We start from the raw sequence: 24,700 nt of genomic DNA, 5'->3' as shown, positions 1-24,700 counted from the left end.
AGCAGGGGAAACGGCGAGTGTTGCGGCAAGGCTGCTGGCGGCGGCAAGAGACTGGATGAATGACTTCATGGTGGACTCCTTTTCAGGTTGGAAAATTCAAATGGTATCGATGCTTTGGTTGTCGGGGGGATTGCCTGAGAGCGTGAGGCAGGGGATGGCGAAAGACGTGGCAAGGAGGTGAGTGGGGGGCTTCATGATTGATCCCTGTAGTTTAAAAATCGGGTATCCGGATTTCGTATTTCATCAACGGTAGGCCAGCAACCTCAGCGCGTTGAGCACTACGACCAGAGTCGATCCTTCGTGGATCAGCACTGCCACCCCGATCCCCGCCCAGCCGAACAGGGTGGCGGGAACCAGCAGGGCCACCACGCCCAAGGACACCCACAGGTTCTGGCGAATAATGCGCTTCGATGCGCGGCTCAAGGCCACGGCGAACGGCAGTCTGGAAAGGTCGTCTCCCATCAGCGCGACATCGGCGGCTTCCAAGGCCACGTCGGTGCCGGCGCCGCCCATGGCGATGCCGACGGTGGCGCGCGCCATCGCCGGCGCATCGTTGACGCCGTCGCCGACCATCGCCACCTGGCCGTAGCGCTGCGCGAGTTCCTCCATGGCCTTGACCTTGTCTTCCGGCAACAGGCCGGCTTTCACTTCGTCTAGACCCACCGCGTCGGCGATGGCGCGGCCCACGCGCTCGTTGTCGCCAGTAAGCATGATGGTCTTGCGGATGCCAGTCTGGTGCAGACGTTCCAGCACCTGCTTCACTCCCTCGCGCGGCGTGTCGGCTAGGGCCACCAGGCCCAGAAACTGTTCGTCCATCCGGATCAGCATGATGGTTTTGCCTTCCGTCTGCAGGCGCTCTGCGTGCTGCTGAACCACTTCGGGGATGGCTTCACCTTCAAACAGCCTGGCGTTACCAATGGCTATTTTTTGCCCGCCAAATTCAGCGCGCACGCCTTTTCCTGTCACGGCTTCGACTTCCCCGGCTTCATCCCAACTTAAACCGCGTCCCTTCGCCTCCGTCACCACCGCCTGCGCCAGGGGATGCGCACTGCGGCTTTCCACGGCGGCGGCAATAGTCAGCAGACGTGCCTCGTCGCCGCTGATGGCGACGACGTCGGTCACCTTGGGCTTGCCGATGGTCAGGGTGCCGGTCTTGTCGAAGGCGATGGCGGTGAGCACGCCGAGATTTTCCAGATGCGCGCCGCCCTTGATCAGTACGCCGCCGCGTGCGGCACGCGCGATGCCGGACAGCACCGCCGATGGGGTGGCGATGGCGAGCGCGCAGGGGGAGGCCGCCACCAGCACGGCCATCGCGCGGTAAAAGGATTCCGCAAAAGGAAAGCCGAACAGCGGCGGCAGCACGATGAGCAGCGCGGCGCCCACCAGCACGACGGGTACGAAGATGCGCTCGAAGCGGTCGGTGAAGCGCTGGGTGGGAGACTTCTGCGTCTGCGCCTCAGCCACCATCGTAACCATGCGTGCCAGCGTGCTCTCCTGCGCCAGCTTGGTGACCTCGATCGTCAGCACACCCTCGCCGTTGACCGTGCCGGCGAACACCTTATCGCCCGGTTGCTTGTCCACCGGCATGGATTCGCCGGTGATGGGCGCCTGGTCCACCGCCGAGTTGCCTGATGCCACCAGCCCGTCGGCAGGGATGCGCTGGCCGGGTTTGACCACCATCCGGTCGCCGCGCTGCAATGCTTCGACCCGCACCTCGATCTCGGCACCATCGCGCTGAACGATGGCGGTCCTGGGCGCCAGTTCCGCCAGCGCCTCGATCGCCTTGCGCGCCCGGCCCATGGCCATGTGTTCCAGCGCATGACCGAGGCTGAACAGGAACAGCAGCAGCGCGCCTTCTACCCAGGCACCCAAAGCCGCGGCCCCGGCCGCTGCGACGATCATCAGGATATCGATGTCGAAGCTGCGGCTCTTCACACTCTGCCAGGCGTCGCGCAGGGTATAGAAACCGCCCGCCGCATACGCGCCCAGCAGCAGGCCGAGCGAGAGGGCGCGCGGCGCGTCGGCGAGGCCGGTCAGCCAGCCGGCCAGCAACAGCAGGCCCGACACGCCGCTGAAAATAAGCTCGCGATGCTCGGCGAACCATCCAGCCACATGGCCTTCCTCTAGCACGGTATAGCCGAGCGCCTGGATGCGCTTAATGATTGCCGGGCGCCCGATTTTCTCGCTGTCATACTCCAGGCGCAGGCGTTCCGCGGCGTAACTCACGGAGGCTTCCAAAACGCCATCCGTGCGTTGCAGGGCATGTTCGATCACCGTGGCGCAGGTGGGGCAATCCATGCCGTCGATGCGCAGGCTCTCGTGACGAAACCGGTCTCCGATCTTCGCGCCGGCCGCCTGCGCCAGTTCGCGCACCCGGCTCACGCTGAATTGCTGGGGATCGTAGTGCAGGCACAGGCGGGCGCTGCCGTTCTCGCGCACCAGATGCACTTTTTCCAGGCCTTCGGCCTGCAGCAGTTCCGTCAGCCGCCCTACGCAGGCGTCGCGCTCGTCGGGGATTTCCGGCAAGACCAAGGACAAGTCCAGTTCAAGTTTTTCAGCCATGCTGCGACTCCTTATAGAAACCATCGATTTCGACGCGGGGTTGCGCGCCTCATGGAACGGACAAAGACCTGCGCTTGGCAGGTGCCCTCATAAGGTCTCGCGTTCTGTTGCCGGCTTAACCAAGCGCGGGATCCAGCGCACATAGACAAGTTCGCTGACGAGTTCGACCAGTGTTTGCGTCACCACGACCGCGGGGATGAGGGCGCCGCCATCGGGGACGGCGAATGCCAGCGGCAAGACCACCAGGGAATTGCGGGTGCCCGCGCTGAAGGCCAAGGCACGGCCCGCGCCTACATCGAGTCCCATGAGTTTTCCCACTGCATAGGCGACAAGCGGCATGACGATCGCGAATGCCACATAAATCGGCACCGTCCGGGCAACATCGGCCGACGCAGCGCCGATGCGCGGTGCGACGGCCGCGAACACCAGTGACAGCACCAGCGCCATCAGCGGGACCGGCAGCCATCCCATCACCCCCTCGACCCGCCTGCCCGACGCGCGGCGGGCGGCCCAGTACTGTGTTGCTCCAGCGAGCACAAGGGGGATCGCAATCAGCCAGAAAAACGCATGCAGGAATGGGCTTGCCTGCACCAGGCCCGCGGCGTCGGGCCCGAGAAACAGCCCGATATAAACGGGCAGCAGCAGCATTTGCGCGATGAGCAAAACCGGCGTCGCCGCGAGGATGAGCTTCGCGTCTCCCCGCCCCAGGTGCGTAAATACGACGACGTAATCGATACAGGGCGCCAGCAATACCAGCAGCACGGCGAAGTGAAGGGCCGGATGGGCAGGAAGGAACTGGATCAGCCCGAGTACCACCAGCGGAACCGCAATGAAGTTGACGATCAGCAGCGCCGAGAGGAAGCGCCCGTGCGTCAGCGCCTGTCCGAGGGCAGACATCGGCACTTGCAGGAAGGTGACATACAAAAGCGCAGCCAGCGCCGGATTGATCCAGGCTTCCAGGGCGGCAGCGGATGGCCCCGCGACGGCGGCCGCCAGCAGGCCGGCAAACACCGCCATGAAATAAATGGCGACCTGATGCTTTTCCAGCGTCGGCCTGGAGATGCGAATCATGCCTGGGAAATGCATTGTGCTACTGCCGGGGTTTGCCGCCGCATTGGCCACAAAACCGGGCGCCTGTCGGCAGTTCCGCGCCGCAGCCGGAACATTTGCCGGGCGACAGCGAGGTGCCGCATTGCTGGCAGAAGCGTGCTTCGCCCGCATTGGTGCCGCCGCATTTGGGGCAGGGATTGCCAGCATTGCCGCCGTCCGGGCCTGTGCCCTGCGGATAGCCTGGATAGCCACCGTAGCCACCATGTTTGGAACCGCCGTGATGACCACCTCGATAGCCGCCGTGGTGGCCGCCGAATCTGCCGCCCATCAAGTTGCCCAACATCCGTTCGAGAAATCCCATGTCATTCTCCTTTGCAATTGTTTTAACGATGACAAAAACTGACGACACTCACTTATTGGGAATGGTCCTGGTCGTGATGATTTTTGCTAAGCCGCTTCCAGCCGGGTAAGTGGTGAAGCGCGAGGGTTGCAAAAATCAGTCCCCCGGTGAGGGTCGCCAACACATACATCCCGAAAGCGCTGGCCATGCCCACCGCCGCTGTCGCCCAGAGCGTGGCGGCGGTCGTCAATCCCGCAATTCCGCCTTTGCCTTGAAAAATCACTCCCGCTCCGATAAAACCCATGCCGGTGACCACTTGGGCTGCGATACGGCCAGCATCATTGGCCGCATGAAAAGATATCAAGCTGAAAGCGCAGGCACCTATAGAAATCGCCATGTAAGTTCGAATGCCCGCATCGCTGGCATGGCGTTCTCTTTCCCAGCCGATCAAGCCGCCTATCAGAGCAGCGAGCATCATGCGCGAGGCATAAAGAAATTCAGTTTCGATATCCATTTTTTTCACTTATCTCCTAGCGTTGCGCCGCACCCTGCCCAAATGTTGCACAGCCAAGGTACGCACGCTGCCTATGCCAACATCGGCAAGAAACGAGTCGAAACTACATACCGTTACAGTGCCTCGGCAACCGTTAGGTCTTTGCCGGCGAAGGCGCAAACTCGGCAGTGAAATCTTCCTCATCTTCGTCTCGTCGATGTGCCAGTCGATACAGAATTGGCAGCACCAGAAGCGTCAGCGCAGTCGAGGACAGAATGCCGCCGATTACCACGGTCGCCAGCGGGCGCTGGACTTCAGCGCCCGTCCCAATGGCAATCGCCATCGGCACGAAACCAAACGATGCCACTAGTGCTGTCATCAGTACCGGACGCAGACGCGTCAGCGCGCCCTCGCGAATCGCCTTATCCAGTGACATGCCTCCTTCGCGCAGGCTGCGGATATAGGAAATCATCACGAGGCCATTGAGCACTGCCACACCAGAGAGCGCGATGAAGCCCACTGCCGCCGAGATCGACATCGGAATATCGCGTAGCCAGAGTGCGACCAAACCGCCCGTCAGCGCGAAGGGAATGCCGCTAAAGACCAGTAATCCGTCTTTAACGTTGCCAAACATCATGAAGAGCAGCACAAACACCAGCAGCAACGCCACCGGCACTACGACTTGCAGACGCTTAGTAGCCGACAGCAACTGCTCGAATTGCCCGCCCCAACTTGTCCAATAGCCTGCAGGTATCTTTACTTGCTGCTGAAGCTGCTGTTCAGCCTCTGCGACAAACGAGCCAATGTCGCGGCCGCGCACGTTAGAGCTCACGACGATTCGGCGTTTGCCGTTTTCCCGGCTCACCTGGTTTGGCCCCGGAGCCAACTCAAGGCTTGCGACTTCTGCGAGTGGAATATAGGTTTTTTGACTGTCGCCGCCCTGTGCCCGCGGTAGTGCAATCGGTAAGCGTTTGATTGCTTCCAGGTCGGAACGCAGGTTCTCCGGCAGGCGAACGATGATGTCGAAGCGACGGTCGCCCTGAAACAGGGTGCCCGCCTCCTTACCGCCGATCGCAGTGGCCACTGCATCCTGCACATCGCCCACATTCAAGCCGTAACGAGATGTTTTGTCGCGGTCAATATTGATGGTCAACATGGGTAGGCCGGTGGTCTGCTCTACTTTGACCTCTGATGCGCCCGGAATCTTCTCCATCACCGAGGCTATTTTGATCGCGGTGTCGTTTAGTACATCCATGTCGTCGCCGAACACCTTAACCGCTACGTCGCTGCGTACGCCTGAGATCAGCTCATTGAAGCGCAGCTGGATCGGTTGGGAGAATTCGTAGTTGTTGCCAGGGAGTTTGTTCGCCGCTACCTGGATGGCTGCCAACAATTCGTCACGCGTTTTTTTCGGTTTTGGCCACTGATCCTCTGGCTTGAGCATGATGTAGCCGTCCGAAATGCTGGGCGGCATCACGTCGGAGGCGATTTCAGCGGTACCTGTGCGCGCAAATATCCGTTCAATTTCCGGAAACTGCTGTTTGAGCGCACGCTCGATCTGCTGCTGCATGGCGACGGACTGCGTCAAACTGGTACCCGGGACACGCAGCGCCTGAATCGCAAAGTCACCCTCATTCAGACTCGGTACAAACTCGCTGCCCATGCGCGTAGCCAGGAGTCCAGACAGGACCACCATGACAATTGCCAACGTCAACACCACGGGCTTGTTGACCATGACCTTGTCCAGCATCGGCGCATAGACGCGCTTGGCCCACTGCATCAGAATGTTTTCCTTCTCGGCAACCTTATTGCCAATGAAGAGTGCCACGGCTGCTGGTATAAACGTGATCGAGAGGATCATTGCACCCACCAGGGCCATCACCACAGTCAAAGCCATCGGATGGAACATTTTTCCTTCCACACCGCTCAGGGCGAAGATCGGCAAATACACAACCATGATGATGAGCTGACCATACAGCAGCGGCCGCCGCGCCTCTTTCGAGGCGGCAAACACTTCATGAAAGCGCTCCGTGCGGGTAAGCGGACGGCCGTGGTGAGTTTGGGCATGGGCGAGCCGCCGTACGCAGTTCTCCACGATCACCACTGCGCCATCGATGATGATGCCGAAGTCGAGCGCACCCAAACTCATCAGGTTCGCACTCACCTTGTAGGTCACCATCCCGGTAAAGGTGAACAGCATGGCCAGCGGTATCACCATCGCCGTGATGATGGCCGCGCGGATGTTGCCGAGAAACAGGAACAGAATCACGATCACAAGGATCGCGCCCTCGGTTAAGTTTTTCTTGACCGTATTAATGGCTTTATCAACCAGCACCGTCCGGTCGTAGACGGTGACAGCCTGAACGCCTTCAGGAAGTGTGCGGTTGATCTCTTCCATTTTTATGGCAACCGCCTGCGAAACGGTGCGACTGTTCTGGCCGATCAACATGAAAACCGTGCCCAGTACAACTTCTCGACCGTTTTCAGTGGCAGCGCCGGAACGTAGTTCTCGACCAATGCCGACCTCGCCGACATCGCGTATGCGGATAGGCACACCTTGGGTATTGTCGAGGATGATGTTCTCGATATCCTCAATTGAATTGACCTGCCCCGGCGCACGGACGAGATACTGCTCACCCCGCTTCTCGATGTAGCCTGCACCGACGTTATTATTGTTGCGGTCGAGTGCTGTCACAATGTCTTGCAACGTCAGGCCGTAGGACGCGAGTTTCTCCGGAATGGGCGCGACCTGATACTGCTTGGCGAAACCGCCGATGGAATTGATCTCGGTCACGCCCGGCACGTTGCGCAGCTGCGGCTTGATGATCCAGTCCTGAATCTCACGCAAGTCAGTCGGCGTATAAGCCGATCCATCCGGCTTCTTCGCACCTTCTTCAGCTTCGACAGTCCAGAGGTAGATTTCCCCCAAGCCGGTCGAGATAGGTCCCATCGCCGGAGTTACGCCGGGGGGCAGTTTATCCCTGGCTTCCTGGATGCGTTGATTAACCAGCTGGCGCGCAAAGTAGATATCGGTGCCGTCTTTGAAGATCACCGTCACCTGTGAGAGGCCATAGCGCGACAGGGATCGGGTTTCCAGCAAATCGGGCAGACCCGACATGACGGTCTCGATCGGATAGGTAATGCGCTGCTCGGTCTCCAGCGGGGAGTAGCCGGGCGCCGCCGTATTGATCTGTACCTGGACATTGGTGATGTCCGGGACGGCATCGATGGGCAACGCCTTGTAACTGAAGACGCCGACTGCGGCCATACCGAGAACGGCCAAGAGTACCAGCCACCGATGCTCGATGGCTAAACGAATGATACGTTCAAACATGATGTGTGTTCCTTTGTATCAATGCGCGTGTTCAGCGCTGCTTTTACCCAGCTCCGACTTGATGGTGAAGCTGCCGGCGGCGGCGTATTGGGTTCCCGACTTAAGCCCTTTTACGACCTCAATAGTCTTGCCATCGGACACGCCGGTGGTGACGGGTTGGGCGATAAAGCCTCCCGGCACGCGGACAAAGATCGTGGGCTTTTCGTCGACATTCTGGACAGCGTCCAACGACACCGCGACCGGCACAGGGGTTTCCTTGGAGACGATCTCGACATTGATGAACAACCCAGGACGCCAGGCCATCTGCGGGTTCGACAGCGTCACGCGCGCCTTAGCCGTACGTGTTTGCTCACCGATCAATGCACCGATATAAGACACGGTTCCGGACGCCGTGGACTCAAACGCCGTGGCCCTGATCGTGACCTTCTCGCCGACCCGGATGACATTGATATCCTTCGCCGGCACAATGATCTCGGCCCATACACTCGACAAATCAGAAATAGTGAAAATGCTCGCATCTTCTTTGACCGATTCGCCCAGGGCGATATGCTTTTCGACCACCATGCCGTTGAACGGCGCACGAATCTCAAAGCGGTTAAGCGCGCCAGTCCTGCTTGATACGTTGGAACTGGCACCAATCGCACTCAATTTCTGTTGTGCGTTGTGTACGGCGATTTCTGCTTCACTCTTCGCCTGTCTGGCCTGCAGATAGTCCTGCTCCGCCGAAATCTTCTCTTCCCAGAGTTTCTTCTCCCGCTCGAATGTCGTCCTGGCCAGTGACAGGCGTTTCTGTGCGGCGAGCAACTCACTGCGTTGCTCCGATAAATCGGTACTCGCAATCACCGCCAGCACCTGGCCTTTCTTGACCCACTGGCCGAGGTTGGCAGAGATACCTTCGACCACGCCGGCAAGGCGGGGGACGACGTGTGCCGTCCTGTCTTCATTAAAGCGAATTTCACCCGGCAGGGTCATCGCACTCTTGATGCGAGCGGCACCCGCGGTCTCAATCGTCACGCCCGCCCCCTTGATCTGCGCATCGGTCAACTCGATCTTTCCTTCCTCATTGGAAAAAGAAAACGTGAACGACTGATTGCCGTTTTGAGCAATCACGGTTGCCTCAAATACATGTGGCTCTTCGATGGGCTGGGTGCTCTTCAGAAAATCCTTTTCCGCCGCAAAGCCGATGTTTTGCTTCTCGCCATTCGGTCGAATCAGCATCACCGACACCTTGGCGGCGTTTGGCGGGAGTGCCTTACCCTTATTGAGCAGATAGACTTGGAAGCGCGGCTCACCCCCTTCTTCAGCAAGCAGGATTTCCAGCCCAAAGTCACCCTTGACGAATAACTTGCCGCCATGAGAACCCTTGGTCGAAGAGGATTCGTGATGTTCCGCGTCCGCATGGTTTTCGGAATCATCATGCTTGTTAGTAACTTCGCTGCCATGATGCTCGGCATCGGCATGCCCTTTAGCTTCAGAGTGGCTGTCTGGATCCTGTCCTTCACTGTCCGGCATGGATTTGTCCGTACCGAGAATGAGACCGCCCAGCAGGATGCTGACAGCGATAATCGCAGCAACAGCAATGGTTTGTTTCTTGTTCATACTAATTTTCATGTTGGGCCCCTACGGAGTGACGGCGAGCGTCACGGATGATGTATCGCCGAGCACGCGTTCAATCTCGGCAGCGGCACGATACCCTTCGGTTAACGTACGCAAATATTGGGATTTTGCTTGTAACAACGTGCGCTGCGCATCCAATACTTCAAGGAAGCTGAATTTCCCCAGTTCGAAACCTTTGGTCGCGGCGTCGTAGGCGCTTTGCGCACCCGGCAGGATGTCATTTTGTAGCGCATCGACCTCCTGTCGTACTGCATTCAGACGTTCATGGGCCTGCGCCAGTTCGCTGCCCAGACGTACTTCAGTGGCAGTTAATTCGTCTCGCGCTTTATCAGTGCGACGCAGCGCTTCCAGCAAATTTCCCTGGTTGCGGTCGAACACCGGTATCGGGATCGATATGCCGAAAATCGCCTGATTGCGCCCTAGCTCTTCGTTTCGCTTCGTGCCCAAGCTGACAGTCACATCGGGGATGCGGCGCGTGCGTTCAACCTGAGCCAGAGCCTTGCGACGATTGACTTCGAGTTGCGCCCGCAAAAGACTGGGCGCATTGGCGAGACGTGTGTTCAGTTCCTCCAGCGATGGAAGCGTTGGCAAGGTTTCAACCGCGCCCTCTACACGCTCGAATCGGGGTGACGGACTGCCCCAGGTGGCCGCCAGGCGCTTGCGTGCAATGCTCAGCTCGCTAATAGCTTGGAACGACTCCACCCGCACCCCGGCCTCGGCCACACGTGCTTTGGTTTCTTCGACTGGGGAAACTTTTCCAGCAGTCACTCGACGTGAAGCAGCAGTTGTTGCGCGCTGGGCAAGCAGGACAGAAGATTGGACGAGCTGGATACGTTCTTGCGCTGCCAACACGTTGAAAAACGCCGTTATCACGGCGGCCCGAATTTCAGCCCGTTTGGCGTCGAGTTCAGCCGAGGCGGCATCGCGTCCACGCTCGGCGGCTTCGATGCGAGCGGCGCGTTTGCCGCCGAGTTCGATAGGCTGGTTCAGTTGCAGTGTGGTGCTACGCGTAGACCGCTGCGTGTCCTCGATTAAGGTCGAGATTTGCGGATTGGGCCGGACACCTGCCTGAATGATTGTGGCTTCAACCGCCTCTAGCTCGTGCCCGGCGGCCGATAGCTCAGGGTTGGCGCCAAGCGCTAGTTCTAGCGCCGCCTTCAGGGTAAGCGTGGCAGCCGGTTCGGTGGCACGTGGAGTGCGGACACCACGCGTTTCATAAGCGCCATTACGTCCGGCATCGACAGTTTGTGCAAAAAATGGGTTGAAAAACAGCGCCGCCAACCCAAGCGGCAATAGACGTCTTCGCATCGAATTCTCCAAAATAACAAGGATGAATCCGGCGAAACGGAACCGCGCAGGCTAAAAAGTGCGTGCTAGCTTGAAGTGTGGCATCCGTCCCGCCGTATTAGGCGAGAGCGGGCCACTTGGGACGTTCGGGTCTGTCCAGAGCGAGGGAAGGAGAAGCCGCTTCGTTGTATCGCAACGAAGGCTGAGTGGGTAGAGCGGAGGTGTGGAAAGCGGCCTCGTTCAAGAAGCCCAGGTAGCCAGACATATGGCAGTGATCGTGCCCGAGGTTGAATTTCTCGGGCTGCTTGTCTGGGTCGGGTTTTGCGGAAGACGCTTTGTGCTCATCATCGTGATGGCCGAAGTGCTGTGCGGCTTTGTCCTGTTCGTGCCCGCAATACTCCGCCACCGCGGCCCAGGATATCTGGAGCGGTAGCAGGCACAGCATAAGGGTCACGAGAAACCGTCGCATGGCCGACACTATAATTACTGCGGACTTATCCTGTCAATGATGCAGTTGGTATCTTTCAGGTTGCTTTGTGCAGTATTGCAGTTCGTTTTTGACTCCGCCGATATCTATGGATGTCATGGCCGTCCTGCAACCGGAATTGCCTGGATGATATCGCTCACATAAATCCACCCCGCCTCGGCTTGACCGGTGCGGGCGGCGCGCCCGATGATGTCCACCAGCTCGTCTACTTGGACATCCTCGCAAATCAACTCCAACTTGGATTCGTTGATGACCGCCTCGGCTAAATCGATGGAATAGTGTTGTTCCTTGGCGTCTACCGCCTTCAGCAGGCTTTGCACCGGGATGATACTGAGGTTGCGGCAGCCAGTGTCTGCATTCGCATTGCACTGCCCCGACTCCTTCAGGGCGTGAATCACGTCGGCGATGCGGTGGTTGTGGATATAAGCCTTGATTTCTTTCATGCGGGTTCTCCTGTTTAGTGATTGCGTGCGGCCCGGTCAGGCCGCACGCTGTTGGTTTATTTAGCTTGTTTGCGTTCGCGGCGGTTTTCCACCCATTCGTACATCAACGGCAACAGCAGCAAGGTCAGCGCCGTCGAGGTGAACAGTCCCCCCACCACCACCGTTGCCAGCGGACGCTGTGTTTCCGCTCCGACGCCGCTGGAAAGCAGCATCGGCACCAGGCCGAAGATGGCGATGGAGGCCGTCATCAACACCGGCCGAAGCCGCAAAGCCGCGCCTTGCCTGACCGCTTCCCTGACGGAGAGACCCTGCCGCCGCTGGTCGTTCAAGAAGGACACCAGTACGATGCCGTTCAGCATCGCTACCCCAAACACGGCGATGAAACCAATAGCCGAGGGCACCGACAGATACTGCCCAGTGATGAACAAACCGATCACGCCACCGATGATGGCGAACGGCACGTTGGCGATGATCAGCGTGGCGTAGGTGAGGGAGTTGAACGCCGTATACAGCAGAATGAAGATCAGTCCGATGGTAAGCGGCACGATCAGCGCCAGCTTGGCCATGGCACGTTGCTGGTTCTCGAAGGCGCCACCCCACTCAACCCAGTAGCCGGCCGGCATCTTCACTTCGCTTTTGATTTTGGCCGCTGCCTCCTTCACGAAGCTGTCCACGTCACGCCCTTTCACGTCCATCTGGATCACCGCATAGCGTTGCAGTTGCTCGCGCCGCACGAAGGAATAACCTTCGTCCAGTTCTATCGTGGCCACACTGGACAACGGCACCAGCGCGCCACTGCGGGTACGGATCGGAATGTTGTTGATGGCTTCAACGCTGTCGCGGAATTCAGGCGCGAGCCACACCTGGATGTCGAAGCGCTTCACGCCGTCGATCAGTGTGGAAACGGCCTTGCCGCCGATGCCGGCCTGCACTATCTCCAGGATATCGTCGGCGTTGAGTCCCAAGCGCGCCGCCGCTTCGCGGTTTACCTTCACCACCATTTGCGGCTTGCCCTTGTTGGCTTCCAGGGAAAGGTCGGCCACGCCAGGCACTTTATCCAGTACGGACTTGATCTCGGTGGACAAGCGATCCAGCGTGGCCAGATCCTCGCCGTAGAGCTTCAAGGCCAGGGTGGCTCGCACGCCGGAAATCAATTCCTCAACGCGCATCTGGATCGGTTGCGTGGCGGCGATGACGGAGGTTGGCACCTGTTTCTCCAGCGCCTCCTGCATTTCCCGCGTCAGTTCCGGAAAGGAAATCGGCTTCGGCCATTGCTCATGAGGCTTGAGGTCCACCAGGATTTCCATGTAGTTGACGTCCGCCGTCTCGCCTTTCTCCGCGCGGCCGATCATGGCAATGGCGGATTTCACCTGAGGGAAATGCTTGAGTTCGGTTTCGATGCCCTCGGAGATGCGGATCGATTCATCCAGCGAGGTGGAGGGAATGCTGGTGACGCGGAACATGATGCCGCCCTCCTGCAAGGTCGGCATGAACTCCTTGCCGAGGAAAGGAAACAGGGCGAGGGTTCCGATCAACAGGATCAATGCCCCGCCGACCATCTTGCGCTTGTTCTCCAGGGCCCAGTCCAGCAGCGGCAGGTAAAGCCTTTTCGCCCAGCGCACCACGAAGGTGTCTTTCTCCTCCTTGGGTTTGAGAATCAGCGAACTGAGCACCGGCACCAAAGTCAAGGTCAGCAGCAGAGAACCGATCATGGCGAAGGTGATGGTGAGCGCCATGGGCTTGAAAAGCTTGCCCTCTAGCCCGGTCAGAGAAAACAGCGGCAGAAACACCACGATGATGATCAGGATCGCGAACACGGTCGGATTGATCACTTCCCGCGCTGCTTCCAGGATCACATGGCTCTTGTTGACCGATTGTCCGACCTTGTGGCTGAGCAGGCGGAAGCCGTTCTCAACCATTACCACGGCGCCGTCCACCATCATGCCGATGCCCACGGCAAGCCCGGCCAGCGACATCAGGTTGGCGGACAGGCCCCATTGCTGCATCAGGATGAAGCTGATCAGCATGGCGAGCGGAAGCGCAAGAATCACCACCACCGCCGAACGGATTTCACCCAGAAACAGGAACAGGATGATGGCCACCAGGATTGAACCCTCAACGAGGGCGTTTTCGGCGGTCTTGACCGCCTTCTCGACCAGCTCGGTGCGGTCGTACACCGGCTTGATCGTCACGCCCGGGGGTAAGGCTTGTTGGACCGTCTTCAGCTTTTCCTTGACGGCGTCCACCACGTTCTTGGCGTTCTCGCCGATACGCTGCAACGCCATGCCAAGCACCACCTCCTCACCATTCTTGGTGACCGCGCCGCTACGCAGGGAGGGCGCTTCCTTGACATCGGCCACGTCGCGCACGTAGACCGGTGTGCCTTCCTTTTCGGTAACGACAATGCCGCCGATGTCCTGCGTATTGGAAACCAAGCCCAAGCCGCGCACCAGGTACTGTTCCTGGCCCAGGTTAACGTATTGCCCGCCCACCTGGCGGTTGTTGGCGGTCAGCGCCTCCATCACGTCCTTGAAGGTCAGCCCGTACTTGATAAGCCGCCGCGGGTCGATCAGCACTTGGTATTGTTTCTCGTCGCCGCCCCAGGACATGATGTCGTCCACCCCGGGTGCGGTGCGCAGAACGAGCCGTACCGTCCAGTCCTGAAGCGTACGCAGATCCATCCCGGACAGTTTCTTGTCGGCGGATTCGATGGTGTACCAGAACACCTGGCCCAACCCTGAACTGTTGGCACCGAGCACCGGCTCGCCATAGCCTTCTGGAATGCGGCCCTTGGCCTCCTGCAGCTTTTCGCTCACCAGGCGGCGGGCGAAATAGATGTCCACGTCGTCCTTGAAATACACACTGACATAGGACAGCCCGAACAGGGACACCGAGCGTATCTCCTCCACTCCCGGCAGGCCGGCCATGACACCCTCCACCGGAAAGGTCAGCAGCTTTTCAACATCCTCGGCCGCAAGCCCCGGTGCCTCCGTATAAATATTCACCTGCACCGGCGTCACGTCGGGGAAGGCATCCACCGGCACTTCAAGCCAGGCTTTCACGCCCAACATCACCACCAGCACAAACGCCACCAGCACCAGCACCTTGTAGCGCAGGGAAAGATCAACAATTTTATTCAACATGGCCGCCCCCTCAATCCGCGTCGCCGATTTGCGACTTGAGCAATCGGGCTTTTAGCGCGTAGGCGCCGCTCACTACCACGCTCTCGCCGGCTGCCACGCCGGATTTGAGTACGGCGTATCCTTGCGTACGTTCACCCACTTCCACGGCGCGCGGCTCAAACCCACCGCTCTCAGCGACAAATACCGTCGGTTGCCCTTGCAAGAGCAACACCGCCCCTTCCGGCACGAGCAACGCCTTGACACTCCCCCCGGTACCGATCGCTACAGTCGCGAACATTTCCGGTTTCAGCCTGCCGTCGGTGTTCGGCACTTCGACCCGCGCCTTGACCGTACGGGTTTCCCTGTCCATCGTGCTGCTGATGTAGGTGAGCCGCCCCTTGAACACTTCGCCCGGATAGGCGGACACTGTGACGGCTGCCTGGGCGCCGACCTTGACCTTGCCAAGGTCTTTCTCGAACAGATCGCTTTCGATCCACAGGGTGGACAGGTCGGCCACGGTAAACAGGGATGCGTCTGGTTGCGCAAGCTCGCCCAGTACCGCTTTTTTCTCGATGACCGTGCCAGAAAAGGGTGCGGTCAGCGGAAACACCGAGCCAGACAGTTTCTCCGGGGAGACGCCCATCATGCGCAACTTGTCACCGGCGGCGCGCAGGGCGGCCCGGGCCTTTTCGTGCTCGGCACGGGCGCGCAGATAATCCTTTTCGGGGATGATGTTCTCCGTTTGCAGCCGCTGGGCGCGATCGAAACCTGCCTGCACCACCGCCGCCTCGCTCGCTGCCTGAAGATAGCTGGAACGCGCTTCGCCCAGCTCGATGCTGTCGAGTGTGGCCAGTGCCTGGCCAGGCTTTACTCGGTCGCCCAGGCTGGCATTCACCTTGACGATGCGGCCCGGTACCCGGGGTGCGACATGGGCTAGCCTGTCCTGATTAGCCTGAATGGTGGCGGTGACCACGATCTGGTCGGATTTTTCCTGAAGGTCCAGTTTCTGTATCTTGATGCCCGCTTGATGAATCTCCGCGTCACTCAGATCGAGCAGTTTCTCGGCGGCTTTTTCTCCCGGTTTTTCTGACGGGGATTTTTGCGTGCCCTGGTTTGCGGGTTCCGTTTTTTGGGAGACGCCTTGCTCCGGTGCCGGTTTGTCGCCGCACCCCGCAAGCAGGGTTGCAGACAAGCTGCCGATCAGGAGCAGCAAGGCCAGACGTTTCAGGCCATGTTTTTGCTGGCTGTGTGAATTTTTCATGTCATGAGTTCCTAAATTCTTGGGTGAATTGTTCAGCGCAGGTCTGGCGTGGACTGCCAGCCCGCCGCAGCTTCCAGTGCCACTTTGGTTAGGCGCAATTCGGTGCGTGCGTCGAGCAGATCCCGCTGTCCATCCAGCGCCTGGCGGTGGACCAGCAACAATTGCAGCAGACCGATCTCGCCTGCCCGGAAGGAAATGGAGGAGAGTCGTTGGTTATCCTGCAGGCTGGGCAGCACCGATTCCTTGAGCCGATCCATCCTTGCCTTGAGGTTGGTGAATCGCTCCCATAGGGCTACCACCTGGGCGCGGACGTCGCGGCCTGTGGCCTCGCGCTCGATTTGGATCTGGGTGAATTCCGTAGTTGCCCGCCCGATGCTCCCCGCGTTCTGGCGGAACACAGGGAGCGGCAGGGAGACACTCAACCCGACAATCTTTTCGCGGGCATCGAGCGGCCCCTCCCGCCCCGTGTTAAGCCCCACCGTGACATCCGGGTAGCGCGCCGCGCGCTCTAGATTAAGGCGGCTTTTCGCAGCTTGTTCCCGATGATCCAGCGCTCGGAGGGCAGGGCGGTCTGCTGCGGAATTCAGCAGGTCATCCAGGGAGTAGGGGATGGATACGGGATCAAGGGCACCCTGGGCTTGCGGGAGTTCATTAGGTGGCAGTTGCAGCAACGCGGCCAGCTCCGCGCGGGCCTGGATAAGTTGCTCGCGGAGCAGCGCCACCTGGTTGCGCGCCCGTTCCGCCTCCACGCGGGCGAGGTTGCCGTCTAGCCGGCTGTCCTCTCCCGCCGCGACCCGCTTGCCGACCGCTTTGGCGGCATCTTCGATGAGATTGAGCGTCGTCTCCTCAGTCTGGATGCGCAACTGCAGGCTAAGCACCCGCGCGAAACGGCTCTCCACTTCGGCTCGCACCTGCCGCCGGGTTTCCGCGATCACCTGCCGGGTTGCGGCCAACGATTGCTCGGCTGAGGTCCGGCGGGTACCTTGCTGGCCCGCGATTTCGAAAGTCTGCGCGAATCCCAAACTCCATTCCCGGTTCACCTGGGTGGGACTCGAGACCTGAGGGACTTCCTTCCGGCGTCGTTCCATCGAAACCTGCGGGTTGTTCCATAACGGCGCACGTGCATCGCGAAGCTCGCCTTCGGCTGCGGGAACGTTGGCTTGGGCTGCGCGCAGTGCCGGATTAGCCTCATCGGCCAGACGCCAGGCATCTTCCAAGGTCAAAGCTGATGAGCCAGCGAACGCTGGAGACAACAGAAACCACAACAATGACGTCACTGCTGCGCAGCACACCGGCCGCAACCCACTCTGGGGGCTACGGCGCAAAAATACAGACTTCATGCTCATTCCTTTCCCATGCGAACACGACACCAGCCGAAGGCGTAGCGCGTCCTCGCAACACAAAAATTCAATGCGACTGGAAACTAGGAGATGAGTCGAGGCGGCCGGAAGCGGCCTTCTTGGGCAGGTTCCGGGAGGAACCGAGAGACATGGAGGGAATAGTCTGTAACGAGATCCGTAGACAAGGCTGGCACCTCGCCGAACAGACCGAGAAAATGGCCCACGGCATAACACCAATGGTTGCATGGCACCATGGCTTTGAGCGGCTCACCTTGGTGATGAGCCGCTTGCAGAGATGGCTGGACCGCCTCCGTCGAAATGGCTTCCTCTGCTGCGAAGAATACATCTGCCACCGCCTCACGGTTGAACGTCCACCCACCTGCATTGATCAGCATGGTGACCAGCAGAAAATAAATGAGACGGCGTACCATTGAGGGATGCATAGTGTTTTCTTGCTTGTTCTACGATTTACGTGTGTCCGTTATTTGATTTATCTCAATGAGCCGCGGAGGCCATAGAGCGAAAGAGCTATCAATCCTGTCGACATAGTCTTTTTCATGATGTTTCTCCTTTGATGAATCGAAATTGCGCGTAACGTCCATGCCAGAATGAGTGCCTAACCACGGTTCAAGTCGTCACGTTTCTTGAGAAACTCCTCGCGATCGATTTCTCCCCGAGCATACCTTTCCTCCAGGATGGCCAGTGCATCGGGCTTTCTTTCGCCATCCGGAGCGTTCGAGCGGCGATTACCCATCAGGTACTTCACCGCCGCCAACACCAGCAGTACCAGAACTAGCCAGAAAAATGCCATGCCTAGCCACCCCAGCCAATGCCAACCCATGCCGTAGCCTTCATAATCCATCCACATCCTGCGCGCCCCTTCGGTATAGGTACTGAGAAAATTCATGCCTGCCTCGATGAAACCGCCATCGTGCGGCGCCTTTCCTATTTGGTGGCATGCGTCTGCATATAAGCGAGGATTGCTTTCAACTCATCTGAAGTCGGCGCGGCAATTGCCATGCTGCTGTTTTGCCTCATCCATTGCATGCGCGCATTCATGCGACCTACCACCGGCGCCCATCCGGGGGCACTGTGCAGGGCAGGAGTGGGAAGGCCATGGCACTGCGCACAATACTGATTGACCAATCGCGCGCCCGTCGATTTGGATTCCGGTAACTGCGCCGGATCCACGCCGCGAGGCATCGCTCCTCCCATCATCATGCCTTCCGTCATGCCACCGCATCGCCCTTCCATCATGCCACCCCATCGGCCACCACACATGCCTTGCGCCAATTTCTGGCCAGCGGCGCCTCCCTTCTGAAAAGTCTGCATCTCGAATGTATTACCGTCAGCCCGGGCCACATGAACTGTAGACAGACAGATTGCAACCGCTGCACCGGCAGCCACGTTCGAAATAGTTTTGCTTTTTCCCATGATTCACCTCCGTTGTCATACGTTTCAGAAGAAATGCTTGCCTCGCGGAAATATCTACAGAGCCGGCAATACGCTCACCGGCTTTTGCCGAACTTCACTGTCCAACTGACTGATTCCAGGCTTGTCACCGGTTCCAATCCCCCATTGGGGTCCATGAATTCCAAGTGGGCTTTGCTAGTCTTGTCCTACCGTCCCACTCGGGAACTTGGCATCTGGAGAAATCAGGGCCGCCTGTTCGTGCTTGCCTCGTCAGTCAAACAAATCGCGCAGGAAGGACTTGCGCGGCTTGCCCCGGTACTCGTCATCGCGATCGTGGCGCTCTTGCCGCTCGGATTCGCGCGCTCTGTCGGAGGAATCGCCGCGCGGTCGGCCGCTGGCCTGACGCTCCGCATGTTCGATGAACTTGTCCAATTCGCCCCGGTCCAGCCACACGCCGCGACATTCTGGGCAGTAGTCGATCTCAGATTCCCTGACGCTCAGTCATCACCAGATTCACTTCTTTACATATTGGGCATTTCATAATTAATCTCCTGATGCCAATAAGGCTCTGATCTGTCCCTCCATCAGGCCATCCACGGCGATGACGCGCGCCTCATCAATAATCAGCACGGGACAATGACGAATCTGGAATCGCTCCACGAGTTCCGGGTGATCTTCGGCGTAGCAACACTCATATGTGAGCCCCAGATCCTGCAACTCCTGCTCGATGTTGCTGCAGTGTCAGGTCCGGGTGGTAAGCAGTTTGATGTCCATGGTGATATCCACCTTTAATGGCCGCAGCACATACATTTGCCATGCATCTCGCCACCCATCGAGCGCATGGTCTCGCGCATTTGCTGCATGTGTTCCCGCATAAGCCGCTGCTGTTCCTGTGGATCCTGGGCCCGATGGATTTTTTCCATGCTCGCTTGCATTTGCTGCGTATCCACCTTCATCTTCGCCATAGTCTCGTCGGTTTGCGCGATGGTTGCTTCTTCGGACCCCCCTAGCGCGACGGACACCCGCTCCAGCCGCTGCCTGACTTCGCTCGCCAACGCAGTAATCTCGGGTTTATTCACCAGTTCCAGGGGTCGTCTCAGAATTCGGAAAATAAAGCACGCTAAGGCGTAGTCACCCCGTGACTCCCCCGCGCCGATGCAGCGAGCTTCGTTCCGTCTTGCAGTGACGCAATCAGCGGGCAGGAAACGTTCCCTTTCCGCGCATGGCAGGCGCACACCAGTTCAGACAGCACGGCCTCCATGCGTGCCAAGTCGGCCATCTTCTCGCGCACATCCTTGAGCTTGTGCTCGGCCAGGCCGCTGGCTTCCTCGCAATGGGTGCCATCCTCCAGCCGCAGTAGCTCGGCGATTTCGTCCAGGCTAAAGCCCAGCCGCTGGGCCGATTTCACGAACCGCACTCGTGTTACATCCGCCTCGCCATAGCGGCGAATGCTGCCATAGGGCTTGTCTGGCTCCGGCAGCAGGCCCTTGCGCTGGTAGAACCGGATGGTCTCCACATTGACCCCGGCCGCCTTGGCAAAAACGCCAATGGTCAGATTCTCAAAATTAATTTGCATATCGCTTGACTCCGTACATAACTACGGAAGTAAGCTTAAGCTATCCAAACCAAATTTGAAAGGACAAGCGTATGTCTGAACCACAAAACGGGCGCGGCGCGCTCTTCGCCGGTGGGCTGGCCGCCATTCTTGCGTCGGCCTGCTGCCTGGGGCCGCTGGTTTTGATCGCCTTGGGGTTCAGCGGGGCATGGATCGGCAACCTGACGGTGCTGGAACCCTATCGCCCGATCTTCATCGGCGCAGCGCTGGTCGCGCTGTTTTTCGCCTGGCGGCGCATCTACCGCCCGGCGCAAGCCTGCAAACCGGGTGAGGTCTGCGCGATTCCCCAAGTGCGAGCTACTTACAAGCTCATTTTCTGGATCGTGGCCGCGCTGGTCCTGGTCGCGCTCGGATTTCCCTACGTCATGCCATTTTTCTATTAATCACAGGAGTTCATCATGAAAAAACTGTTTGCCGCCCTCGCCCTCGCTGCCGTTGTTGCCCCCGTGTGGGCCGCCACCCAGACCGTCACGCTGTCCGTACCGGGCATGACCTGCTCCACCTGCCCGATCACCGTCAAGAAGGCGATTTCCAAGGTCGAAGGCGTCAGCAAAATTGACGTGACCTTCGAGACACGCGAAGCGGTTGTCACGTTCGATGATGCCAAGACCAGCGTGCAGAAGCTGACCAAGGCAACCGGAGACGCGGGCTATCCGTCCAGCGTCAAGCAGTGAGCCACTGAACCCGAACCTGGGGCGATCATGGGACTGATTACACGCATTGCCGACAAGGCTGGCGCGCTTGGCAGCGTTGTTTCCGCGATGGGATGCGCTGCCTGTTTCCCGGCTATCGCCAGCCTGGGCGCGGCCATCGGCCTTGGCTTTCTACAGGAATACGAAGGGTTGTTTATCTCCAAGCTGCTGCCGCTGTTCGCAGTCGTGGCTTTGCTGGCGAATGCACTGGGCTGGCTGAGTCATCGGCAATGGTACCGCAGCCTGCTCGGGATGGTCGGCCCAGCCATCGTGCTGGCGGCCATGCTCTTGTTTTTTGGCAATTGGTGGACGGCGAACCTCCTCTATGTCGGTCTGGCCTTGATGATCGGGGTGTCGATCTGGGATCTGCTCTCACCGGCCAACCGCCGCTGCGAACTACCACCCAAACACGGCTAACTGCATTGGCAGTTGCCGAAACGAAAAGGAACGATGCAATGTATTTGAATATCACCGGAATGACCTGCGACTCGTGCGCGACACATGTCAAGGACGCCCTGGAGAAAGTGCCGGGCGTGCTGTCGGCGCTCGTGTCCTACCCGAAAGGCTCCGCGCAACTCGCCACCGATCCCGGCACCTCGCCAGAGGCGCTGACCGCCGCTGTGGCCGGCCTCGGCTACAAGGCCACACCCGCCGATGCCCCATCCACTTCAGCGCGGGGCAGACTGCTTGGCAAGGCGCTGGGATGGCTGGGCGGTGGCGACAAGGCTGGTGGTGATGGGGACGGACTGCACGTCGCCGTTATTGGCAGCGGCGGAGCCGCGATGGCGGCGGCGCTGAAGGCCGTCGAGCAAGGTGCGAACGTCACGCTGATCGAGCGCGGCACCATCGGCGGTACTTGCGTCAATGTCGGCTGCGTGCCGTCCAAGATCATGATCCGCGCTGCCCATATCGCCCATTTGCGCCGTGAAAGCCCATTCGACAGTGGCATCGCGGCGACTGTGCCTGCGATTGATCGCAGCAAACTACTGGCCCAGCAGCAGGCGCGCGTCGATGAGCTGCGCCACGCCAAGTACGAAGGCATCCTGGACAGCAACCCGGCCATCACCGTGCTGCATGGTGAAGCGCGTTTCAAGGACGACCAGAGCCTTGCCGTCCGTTTAAACGATGGCGGCGAGCGTGTGGTGGCGTTCGACCGCTGCCTGGTCGCCACGGGTGCCAGCCCGGCCGTGCCGCCGATTCCGGGCCTGAAAGAGTCACCCTACTGGACTTCCACCGAGGCCCTGGTCAGCGACACCATTCCCGAGCGCCTGGCCGTGATCGGCTCGTCTGTGGTGGCGCTGGAACTGGCGCAAGCCTTTGCCCGGCTGGGCAGCAAAGTGACGATCCTGGCACGCAGCACGCTGTTCTTCCGCGAAGACCCGGCCATCGGCGAGGCCGTTACAGCCGCGTTCCGTGCCGAAGGGATCAAGGTATTGGAACACACGCAAGCCAGCCAGGTCGCGCATGTGGACGGCGAATTCGTGCTGACCACCGGGTACGGTGAAATACGCGCCGACCAGCTGCTGGTCGCCACTGGCAGGGCACCGAACACGCGCAGCCTGGCATTGGAAGCGGCGGGAGTCGCTGCCAATGCGCAGGGGGCCATCGTCATCGACAAGGGCATGCGCACCAGTACGCCACACATTTATGCGGCTGGCGACTGCACCGACCAGCCTCAGTTCGTCTATGTGGCGGCAGCGGCCGGCACCCGTGCTGCGATCAACATGACTGGCGGCGATGCGGCCCTGGACCTGACCGCAATGCCGGCCGTGGTGTTCACCGACCCGCAGGTCGCCACCGTGGGCTACAGCGAGGCGGAAGCACATCACGACGGGATCGAGACCGACAGTCGCACCTTGACCTTGGACAACGTGCCGCGTGCGCTTGCCAACTTCGACACACGCGGCTTCATCAAGCTGGTCATCGAGGAAGGTAGCGGACGGCTCATCGGCGTGCAAGCGGTGGCCCCGGAAGCGGGTGAACTGATCCAGACGGCGGTGCTCGCCATTCGCAACCGTATGACCGTGCAGGAACTGGCCGACCAATTGTTCCCCTACCTGACCATGGTCGAAGGGCTGAAGCTCGCGGCGCAGACCTTCAGCAAGGACGTGAAGCAGCTTTCGTGCTGCGCCGGATGAGGAAAAGGAGGTGTTCAATGAGCGCCTACACAGTGTCCCGGCTGGCCCTTGATGCCGGGGTGAGCGTGCATATCGTGCGCGACTACCTGCTGCGCGGATTGCTACGGCCGGTCGCGTGCACCACGGGCGGCTACGGCTTGTTCGATGACACCGCGTTGCAACGGCTGCGCTTTGTACGGGCTGCCTTCGAAGCGGGTATCGGCCTGGACGCACTGGCGCGGCTGTGCCGGGCGCTGGATGCTGCGGACGGTGACGGTGCGTCTGCGCAGCTTGCCGTGTTGCGGCAACTCGTCGAGCGTCGGCGCGAGGCCCTGGCCAGCCTCGAAATGCAACTGGCCGCCATGCCAACCGAACCGGCACAGCACGCGGAGAGTCTGCCATGAACAGCCCAGAGCACTTGCCGTCTGAGACGCACAAACCGATCACCGGCTACTTGTGGGGCGCGCTGGCCGTGCTCACCTGTCCCTGCCATTTGCCGATTCTCGCCATTGTGCTAGCCGGCACGACGGCCGGCGCGTTCATCGGGGAGCACTGGGGTATTGCAGCCCTCACGCTGACCGGCTTGTTTGTCCTGTCTGTGACGCGGCTGCTGCGGGCCTTCAAGGGAAGATCATGACCGCTTCCCAGCCAGCCGAGAGTGGGCAGCTTTGAGCTTCGCTACCAATCTGGAGGAGTACCACCATGAACGCAAACGCCCCGAACACTGCCAGTTGCACCACCTGCTGCGTATGCTGCAAAGAAATTCCGCTCGATGCCGCCTTCACCCCGGAAGGCGCGGAATACGTCGAACATTTCTGCGGGCTGGATTGCTATGAACGCTTCCAGGCACGCGCCAAGGCCGCGACAGAATCTGACATTGCGCCTGTCCCTGGCGGTTCGCAGCCGTCAGATTGAGGCATACCCTAACTTGATGTCAGATGCCATGTGCAAACGATGTCAGAATAGAGTTAAATTTCCTATTGATTGACATATTCCGTCAAAGGTAATAGATTTCATCCTGACACTTTTGCCTTTGGAGGCATCTTGCAAGGTCAACGCATCGGCTATGTCCGCGTCAGCAGCTTCGACCAGAACCCGGAACGGCAATTGGAGGGTGTTCAGGTGGCGCGGGTGTTCACCGACAAGGCTTCTGGCAAGGACACCCAGCGTCCCGAGCTGGAAAGGCTGCTGGCCTTCGTCCGCGAGGGCGACACCGTGGTGGTGCATAGCATGGACAGGCTGGCACGCAACCTTGATGACCTGCGCCGCATCGTCCAAGGGCTGACACAACGGGGCGTGCGCATGGAGTTCGTCAAAGAAGGGCTGAAGTTCACCGGCGAGGACTCACCGATGGCCAATCTGATGCTGTCGGTCATGGGAGCCTTCGCTGAGTTCGAGCGCGCCCTGATCCGCGAACGTCAGCGCGAGGGAATCGTGCTGGCCAAGCAGCGCGGTGCCTACCGGGGACGAAAGAAATCGCTGAACAGCGAACAAATTGCCGAGTTGAAACGGCGAGTTGCGGCAGGC

At 59.6% G+C, this 24,700-nt stretch carries 26 protein-coding genes and 1 pseudogene; 10 read left to right on the top strand and 17 right to left on the bottom strand.

Going from position 1 to position 24,700, the window contains the following annotated elements; translation table 11 throughout:
* Nucleotides 1-243 precede the first annotated feature (243 nt).
* The 3 genes and pseudogenes from Q0L94_RS15685 to Q0L94_RS17955 all read right to left on the bottom strand — a co-directional run.
* Nucleotides 244-2,562: a heavy metal translocating P-type ATPase gene (locus Q0L94_RS15685; protein ID WP_296755047.1), complete on the bottom strand. Its 2,319-nt coding sequence runs from the start codon at nucleotides 2,560-2,562 to the stop codon at nucleotides 244-246.
* 87 nt (nucleotides 2,563-2,649) lie between these two features.
* Nucleotides 2,650-3,633, bottom strand: a complete 984-nt coding sequence (locus Q0L94_RS15680) for an arsenic resistance protein (RefSeq protein ID WP_296755044.1) — start codon at nucleotides 3,631-3,633, stop codon at nucleotides 2,650-2,652.
* A 19-nt stretch (nucleotides 3,634-3,652) separates the two neighbouring features.
* A pseudogene (locus tag Q0L94_RS17955) lies at nucleotides 3,653-3,745 on the bottom strand (zinc-ribbon domain-containing protein); the annotation flags it as partial.
* Between the two features lie 9 nt (nucleotides 3,746-3,754).
* Here Q0L94_RS17955 and Q0L94_RS15675 point away from each other — a divergent pair.
* Nucleotides 3,755-4,015 carry a hypothetical protein gene (locus Q0L94_RS15675; protein WP_296755042.1) on the top strand — a complete coding sequence of 87 codons (261 nt, stop codon included), beginning with the start codon at nucleotides 3,755-3,757 and terminating at the stop codon, nucleotides 4,013-4,015.
* Nucleotides 4,016-4,025: 10 nt separating this feature from the next.
* Here the strand turns inward: Q0L94_RS15675 and Q0L94_RS15670 are convergent, their stop codons facing one another.
* The 4 genes from Q0L94_RS15670 to Q0L94_RS15655 all read right to left on the bottom strand — a co-directional run bounded on the left by Q0L94_RS15670 (nucleotide 4,026) and on the right by Q0L94_RS15655 (nucleotide 10,704).
* Nucleotides 4,026-4,466, bottom strand: a complete 441-nt coding sequence (locus Q0L94_RS15670) for an MgtC/SapB family protein (protein WP_296755039.1) — start codon at nucleotides 4,464-4,466, stop codon at nucleotides 4,026-4,028.
* A 133-nt stretch (nucleotides 4,467-4,599) separates the two neighbouring features.
* Nucleotides 4,600-7,779, bottom strand: a complete 3,180-nt coding sequence (locus Q0L94_RS15665) for a CusA/CzcA family heavy metal efflux RND transporter (protein ID WP_296755038.1) — start codon at nucleotides 7,777-7,779, stop codon at nucleotides 4,600-4,602.
* Nucleotides 7,780-7,797: 18 nt separating this feature from the next.
* Nucleotides 7,798-9,378 (bottom strand): efflux RND transporter periplasmic adaptor subunit, encoded by a 1,581-nt coding sequence (locus Q0L94_RS15660; protein ID WP_296755036.1) that lies wholly within the window; start codon nucleotides 9,376-9,378, stop codon nucleotides 7,798-7,800.
* 21 nt (nucleotides 9,379-9,399) lie between these two features.
* The gene (locus tag Q0L94_RS15655) at nucleotides 9,400-10,704 is read right to left on the bottom strand and encodes a TolC family protein (protein ID WP_296755035.1); all 1,305 of its coding nucleotides are present in this window, start codon (nucleotides 10,702-10,704) and stop codon (nucleotides 9,400-9,402) included.
* A 244-nt stretch (nucleotides 10,705-10,948) separates the two neighbouring features.
* Here Q0L94_RS15655 and Q0L94_RS15650 point away from each other — a divergent pair, with 244 nt between their 5' ends.
* Nucleotides 10,949-11,116 carry a hypothetical protein gene (locus Q0L94_RS15650; RefSeq protein WP_296755032.1) on the top strand — a complete coding sequence of 56 codons (168 nt, stop codon included), beginning with the start codon at nucleotides 10,949-10,951 and terminating at the stop codon, nucleotides 11,114-11,116.
* 149 nt (nucleotides 11,117-11,265) lie between these two features.
* On the opposite strand, the gene Q0L94_RS15645 is transcribed toward Q0L94_RS15650, so the two are convergent.
* From Q0L94_RS15645 to merR, 10 genes are all read right to left on the bottom strand, one after another.
* The gene (locus Q0L94_RS15645) at nucleotides 11,266-11,613 is read right to left on the bottom strand and encodes a P-II family nitrogen regulator (RefSeq protein ID WP_296755031.1); all 348 of its coding nucleotides are present in this window, start codon (nucleotides 11,611-11,613) and stop codon (nucleotides 11,266-11,268) included.
* Nucleotides 11,614-11,669: 56 nt separating this feature from the next.
* Nucleotides 11,670-14,756 (bottom strand): CusA/CzcA family heavy metal efflux RND transporter, encoded by a 3,087-nt coding sequence (locus Q0L94_RS15640; RefSeq protein WP_296755028.1) that lies wholly within the window; start codon nucleotides 14,754-14,756, stop codon nucleotides 11,670-11,672.
* 10 nt (nucleotides 14,757-14,766) lie between these two features.
* Nucleotides 14,767-15,996 carry an efflux RND transporter periplasmic adaptor subunit gene (locus Q0L94_RS15635; protein ID WP_296755026.1) on the bottom strand — a complete coding sequence of 410 codons (1,230 nt, stop codon included), beginning with the start codon at nucleotides 15,994-15,996 and terminating at the stop codon, nucleotides 14,767-14,769.
* 32 nt (nucleotides 15,997-16,028) lie between these two features.
* The gene (locus tag Q0L94_RS15630) at nucleotides 16,029-17,336 is read right to left on the bottom strand and encodes a TolC family protein (protein ID WP_296755025.1); all 1,308 of its coding nucleotides are present in this window, start codon (nucleotides 17,334-17,336) and stop codon (nucleotides 16,029-16,031) included.
* A gap of 83 nt (nucleotides 17,337-17,419) precedes the next feature.
* Complete coding sequence (locus Q0L94_RS15625; protein ID WP_296755022.1) at nucleotides 17,420-17,767, bottom strand: hypothetical protein; 348 nt, start codon at nucleotides 17,765-17,767, stop codon at nucleotides 17,420-17,422.
* Between the two features lie 185 nt (nucleotides 17,768-17,952).
* A complete protein-coding gene (locus Q0L94_RS15620; RefSeq protein WP_296755021.1) occupies nucleotides 17,953-18,243 on the bottom strand; it encodes an SHOCT domain-containing protein in 291 nt (96 codons plus the stop codon).
* Between the two features lie 38 nt (nucleotides 18,244-18,281).
* Nucleotides 18,282-18,770: a hypothetical protein gene (locus Q0L94_RS15615; RefSeq protein ID WP_296755019.1), complete on the bottom strand. Its 489-nt coding sequence runs from the start codon at nucleotides 18,768-18,770 to the stop codon at nucleotides 18,282-18,284.
* Nucleotides 18,771-19,019: 249 nt separating this feature from the next.
* On the bottom strand, nucleotides 19,020-19,181 hold the full coding sequence (locus tag Q0L94_RS15610) for a hypothetical protein (protein WP_296755017.1): 162 nt from the start codon (nucleotides 19,179-19,181) through the stop codon (nucleotides 19,020-19,022).
* A 356-nt stretch (nucleotides 19,182-19,537) separates the two neighbouring features.
* Nucleotides 19,538-19,828 carry a hypothetical protein gene (locus Q0L94_RS15605; RefSeq protein ID WP_296755016.1) on the bottom strand — a complete coding sequence of 97 codons (291 nt, stop codon included), beginning with the start codon at nucleotides 19,826-19,828 and terminating at the stop codon, nucleotides 19,538-19,540.
* A gap of 41 nt (nucleotides 19,829-19,869) precedes the next feature.
* The gene (gene merR / locus Q0L94_RS15600) at nucleotides 19,870-20,325 is read right to left on the bottom strand and encodes an Hg(II)-responsive transcriptional regulator (RefSeq protein WP_001166628.1); all 456 of its coding nucleotides are present in this window, start codon (nucleotides 20,323-20,325) and stop codon (nucleotides 19,870-19,872) included.
* Nucleotides 20,326-20,396: 71 nt separating this feature from the next.
* Between merR and Q0L94_RS15595 the strand changes: the two genes are divergently transcribed.
* The 8 genes from Q0L94_RS15595 to Q0L94_RS15560 form a co-directional block, all read left to right on the top strand.
* The gene (locus tag Q0L94_RS15595) at nucleotides 20,397-20,747 is read left to right on the top strand and encodes a mercuric transport protein MerT (RefSeq protein WP_001294660.1); all 351 of its coding nucleotides are present in this window, start codon (nucleotides 20,397-20,399) and stop codon (nucleotides 20,745-20,747) included.
* A gap of 15 nt (nucleotides 20,748-20,762) precedes the next feature.
* Entirely contained in the window at nucleotides 20,763-21,038 is a 276-nt protein-coding gene (gene merP / locus Q0L94_RS15590) for a mercury resistance system periplasmic binding protein MerP (protein WP_000732276.1), read from the top strand.
* Nucleotides 21,039-21,065: 27 nt separating this feature from the next.
* The gene (merC, locus tag Q0L94_RS15585; protein WP_000522993.1) at nucleotides 21,066-21,473 is read left to right on the top strand and encodes an organomercurial transporter MerC; all 408 of its coding nucleotides are present in this window, start codon (nucleotides 21,066-21,068) and stop codon (nucleotides 21,471-21,473) included.
* A 38-nt stretch (nucleotides 21,474-21,511) separates the two neighbouring features.
* Nucleotides 21,512-23,194, top strand: a complete 1,683-nt coding sequence (merA, locus tag Q0L94_RS15580; protein WP_003055149.1) for a mercury(II) reductase — start codon at nucleotides 21,512-21,514, stop codon at nucleotides 23,192-23,194.
* Nucleotides 23,195-23,211: 17 nt separating this feature from the next.
* Nucleotides 23,212-23,577, top strand: coding sequence for a mercury resistance co-regulator MerD (gene merD, locus Q0L94_RS15575; protein ID WP_001277463.1), 366 nt, complete (start codon nucleotides 23,212-23,214; stop codon nucleotides 23,575-23,577).
* Nucleotides 23,574-23,810 (top strand): broad-spectrum mercury transporter MerE, encoded by a 237-nt coding sequence (gene merE, locus Q0L94_RS15570; RefSeq protein ID WP_001087807.1) that lies wholly within the window; start codon nucleotides 23,574-23,576, stop codon nucleotides 23,808-23,810. The genes merD and merE overlap by 4 nt, the downstream gene beginning before the upstream one ends.
* Before the next feature lie 65 nt (nucleotides 23,811-23,875).
* Nucleotides 23,876-24,088 carry a DUF3330 domain-containing protein gene (locus tag Q0L94_RS15565; RefSeq protein ID WP_000993245.1) on the top strand — a complete coding sequence of 71 codons (213 nt, stop codon included), beginning with the start codon at nucleotides 23,876-23,878 and terminating at the stop codon, nucleotides 24,086-24,088.
* Between the two features lie 129 nt (nucleotides 24,089-24,217).
* On the top strand, nucleotides 24,218-24,700 hold a 483-nt coding region (locus Q0L94_RS15560), incomplete at its 3' end, for a recombinase family protein (protein ID WP_296754986.1).

It is taken from the genome of Thiobacillus sp. (assembly GCF_024708915.1).
The sequence above is the reverse complement of the archived record's forward strand: the minus strand, read 5'-3'. Positions and strand labels throughout refer to the sequence as shown.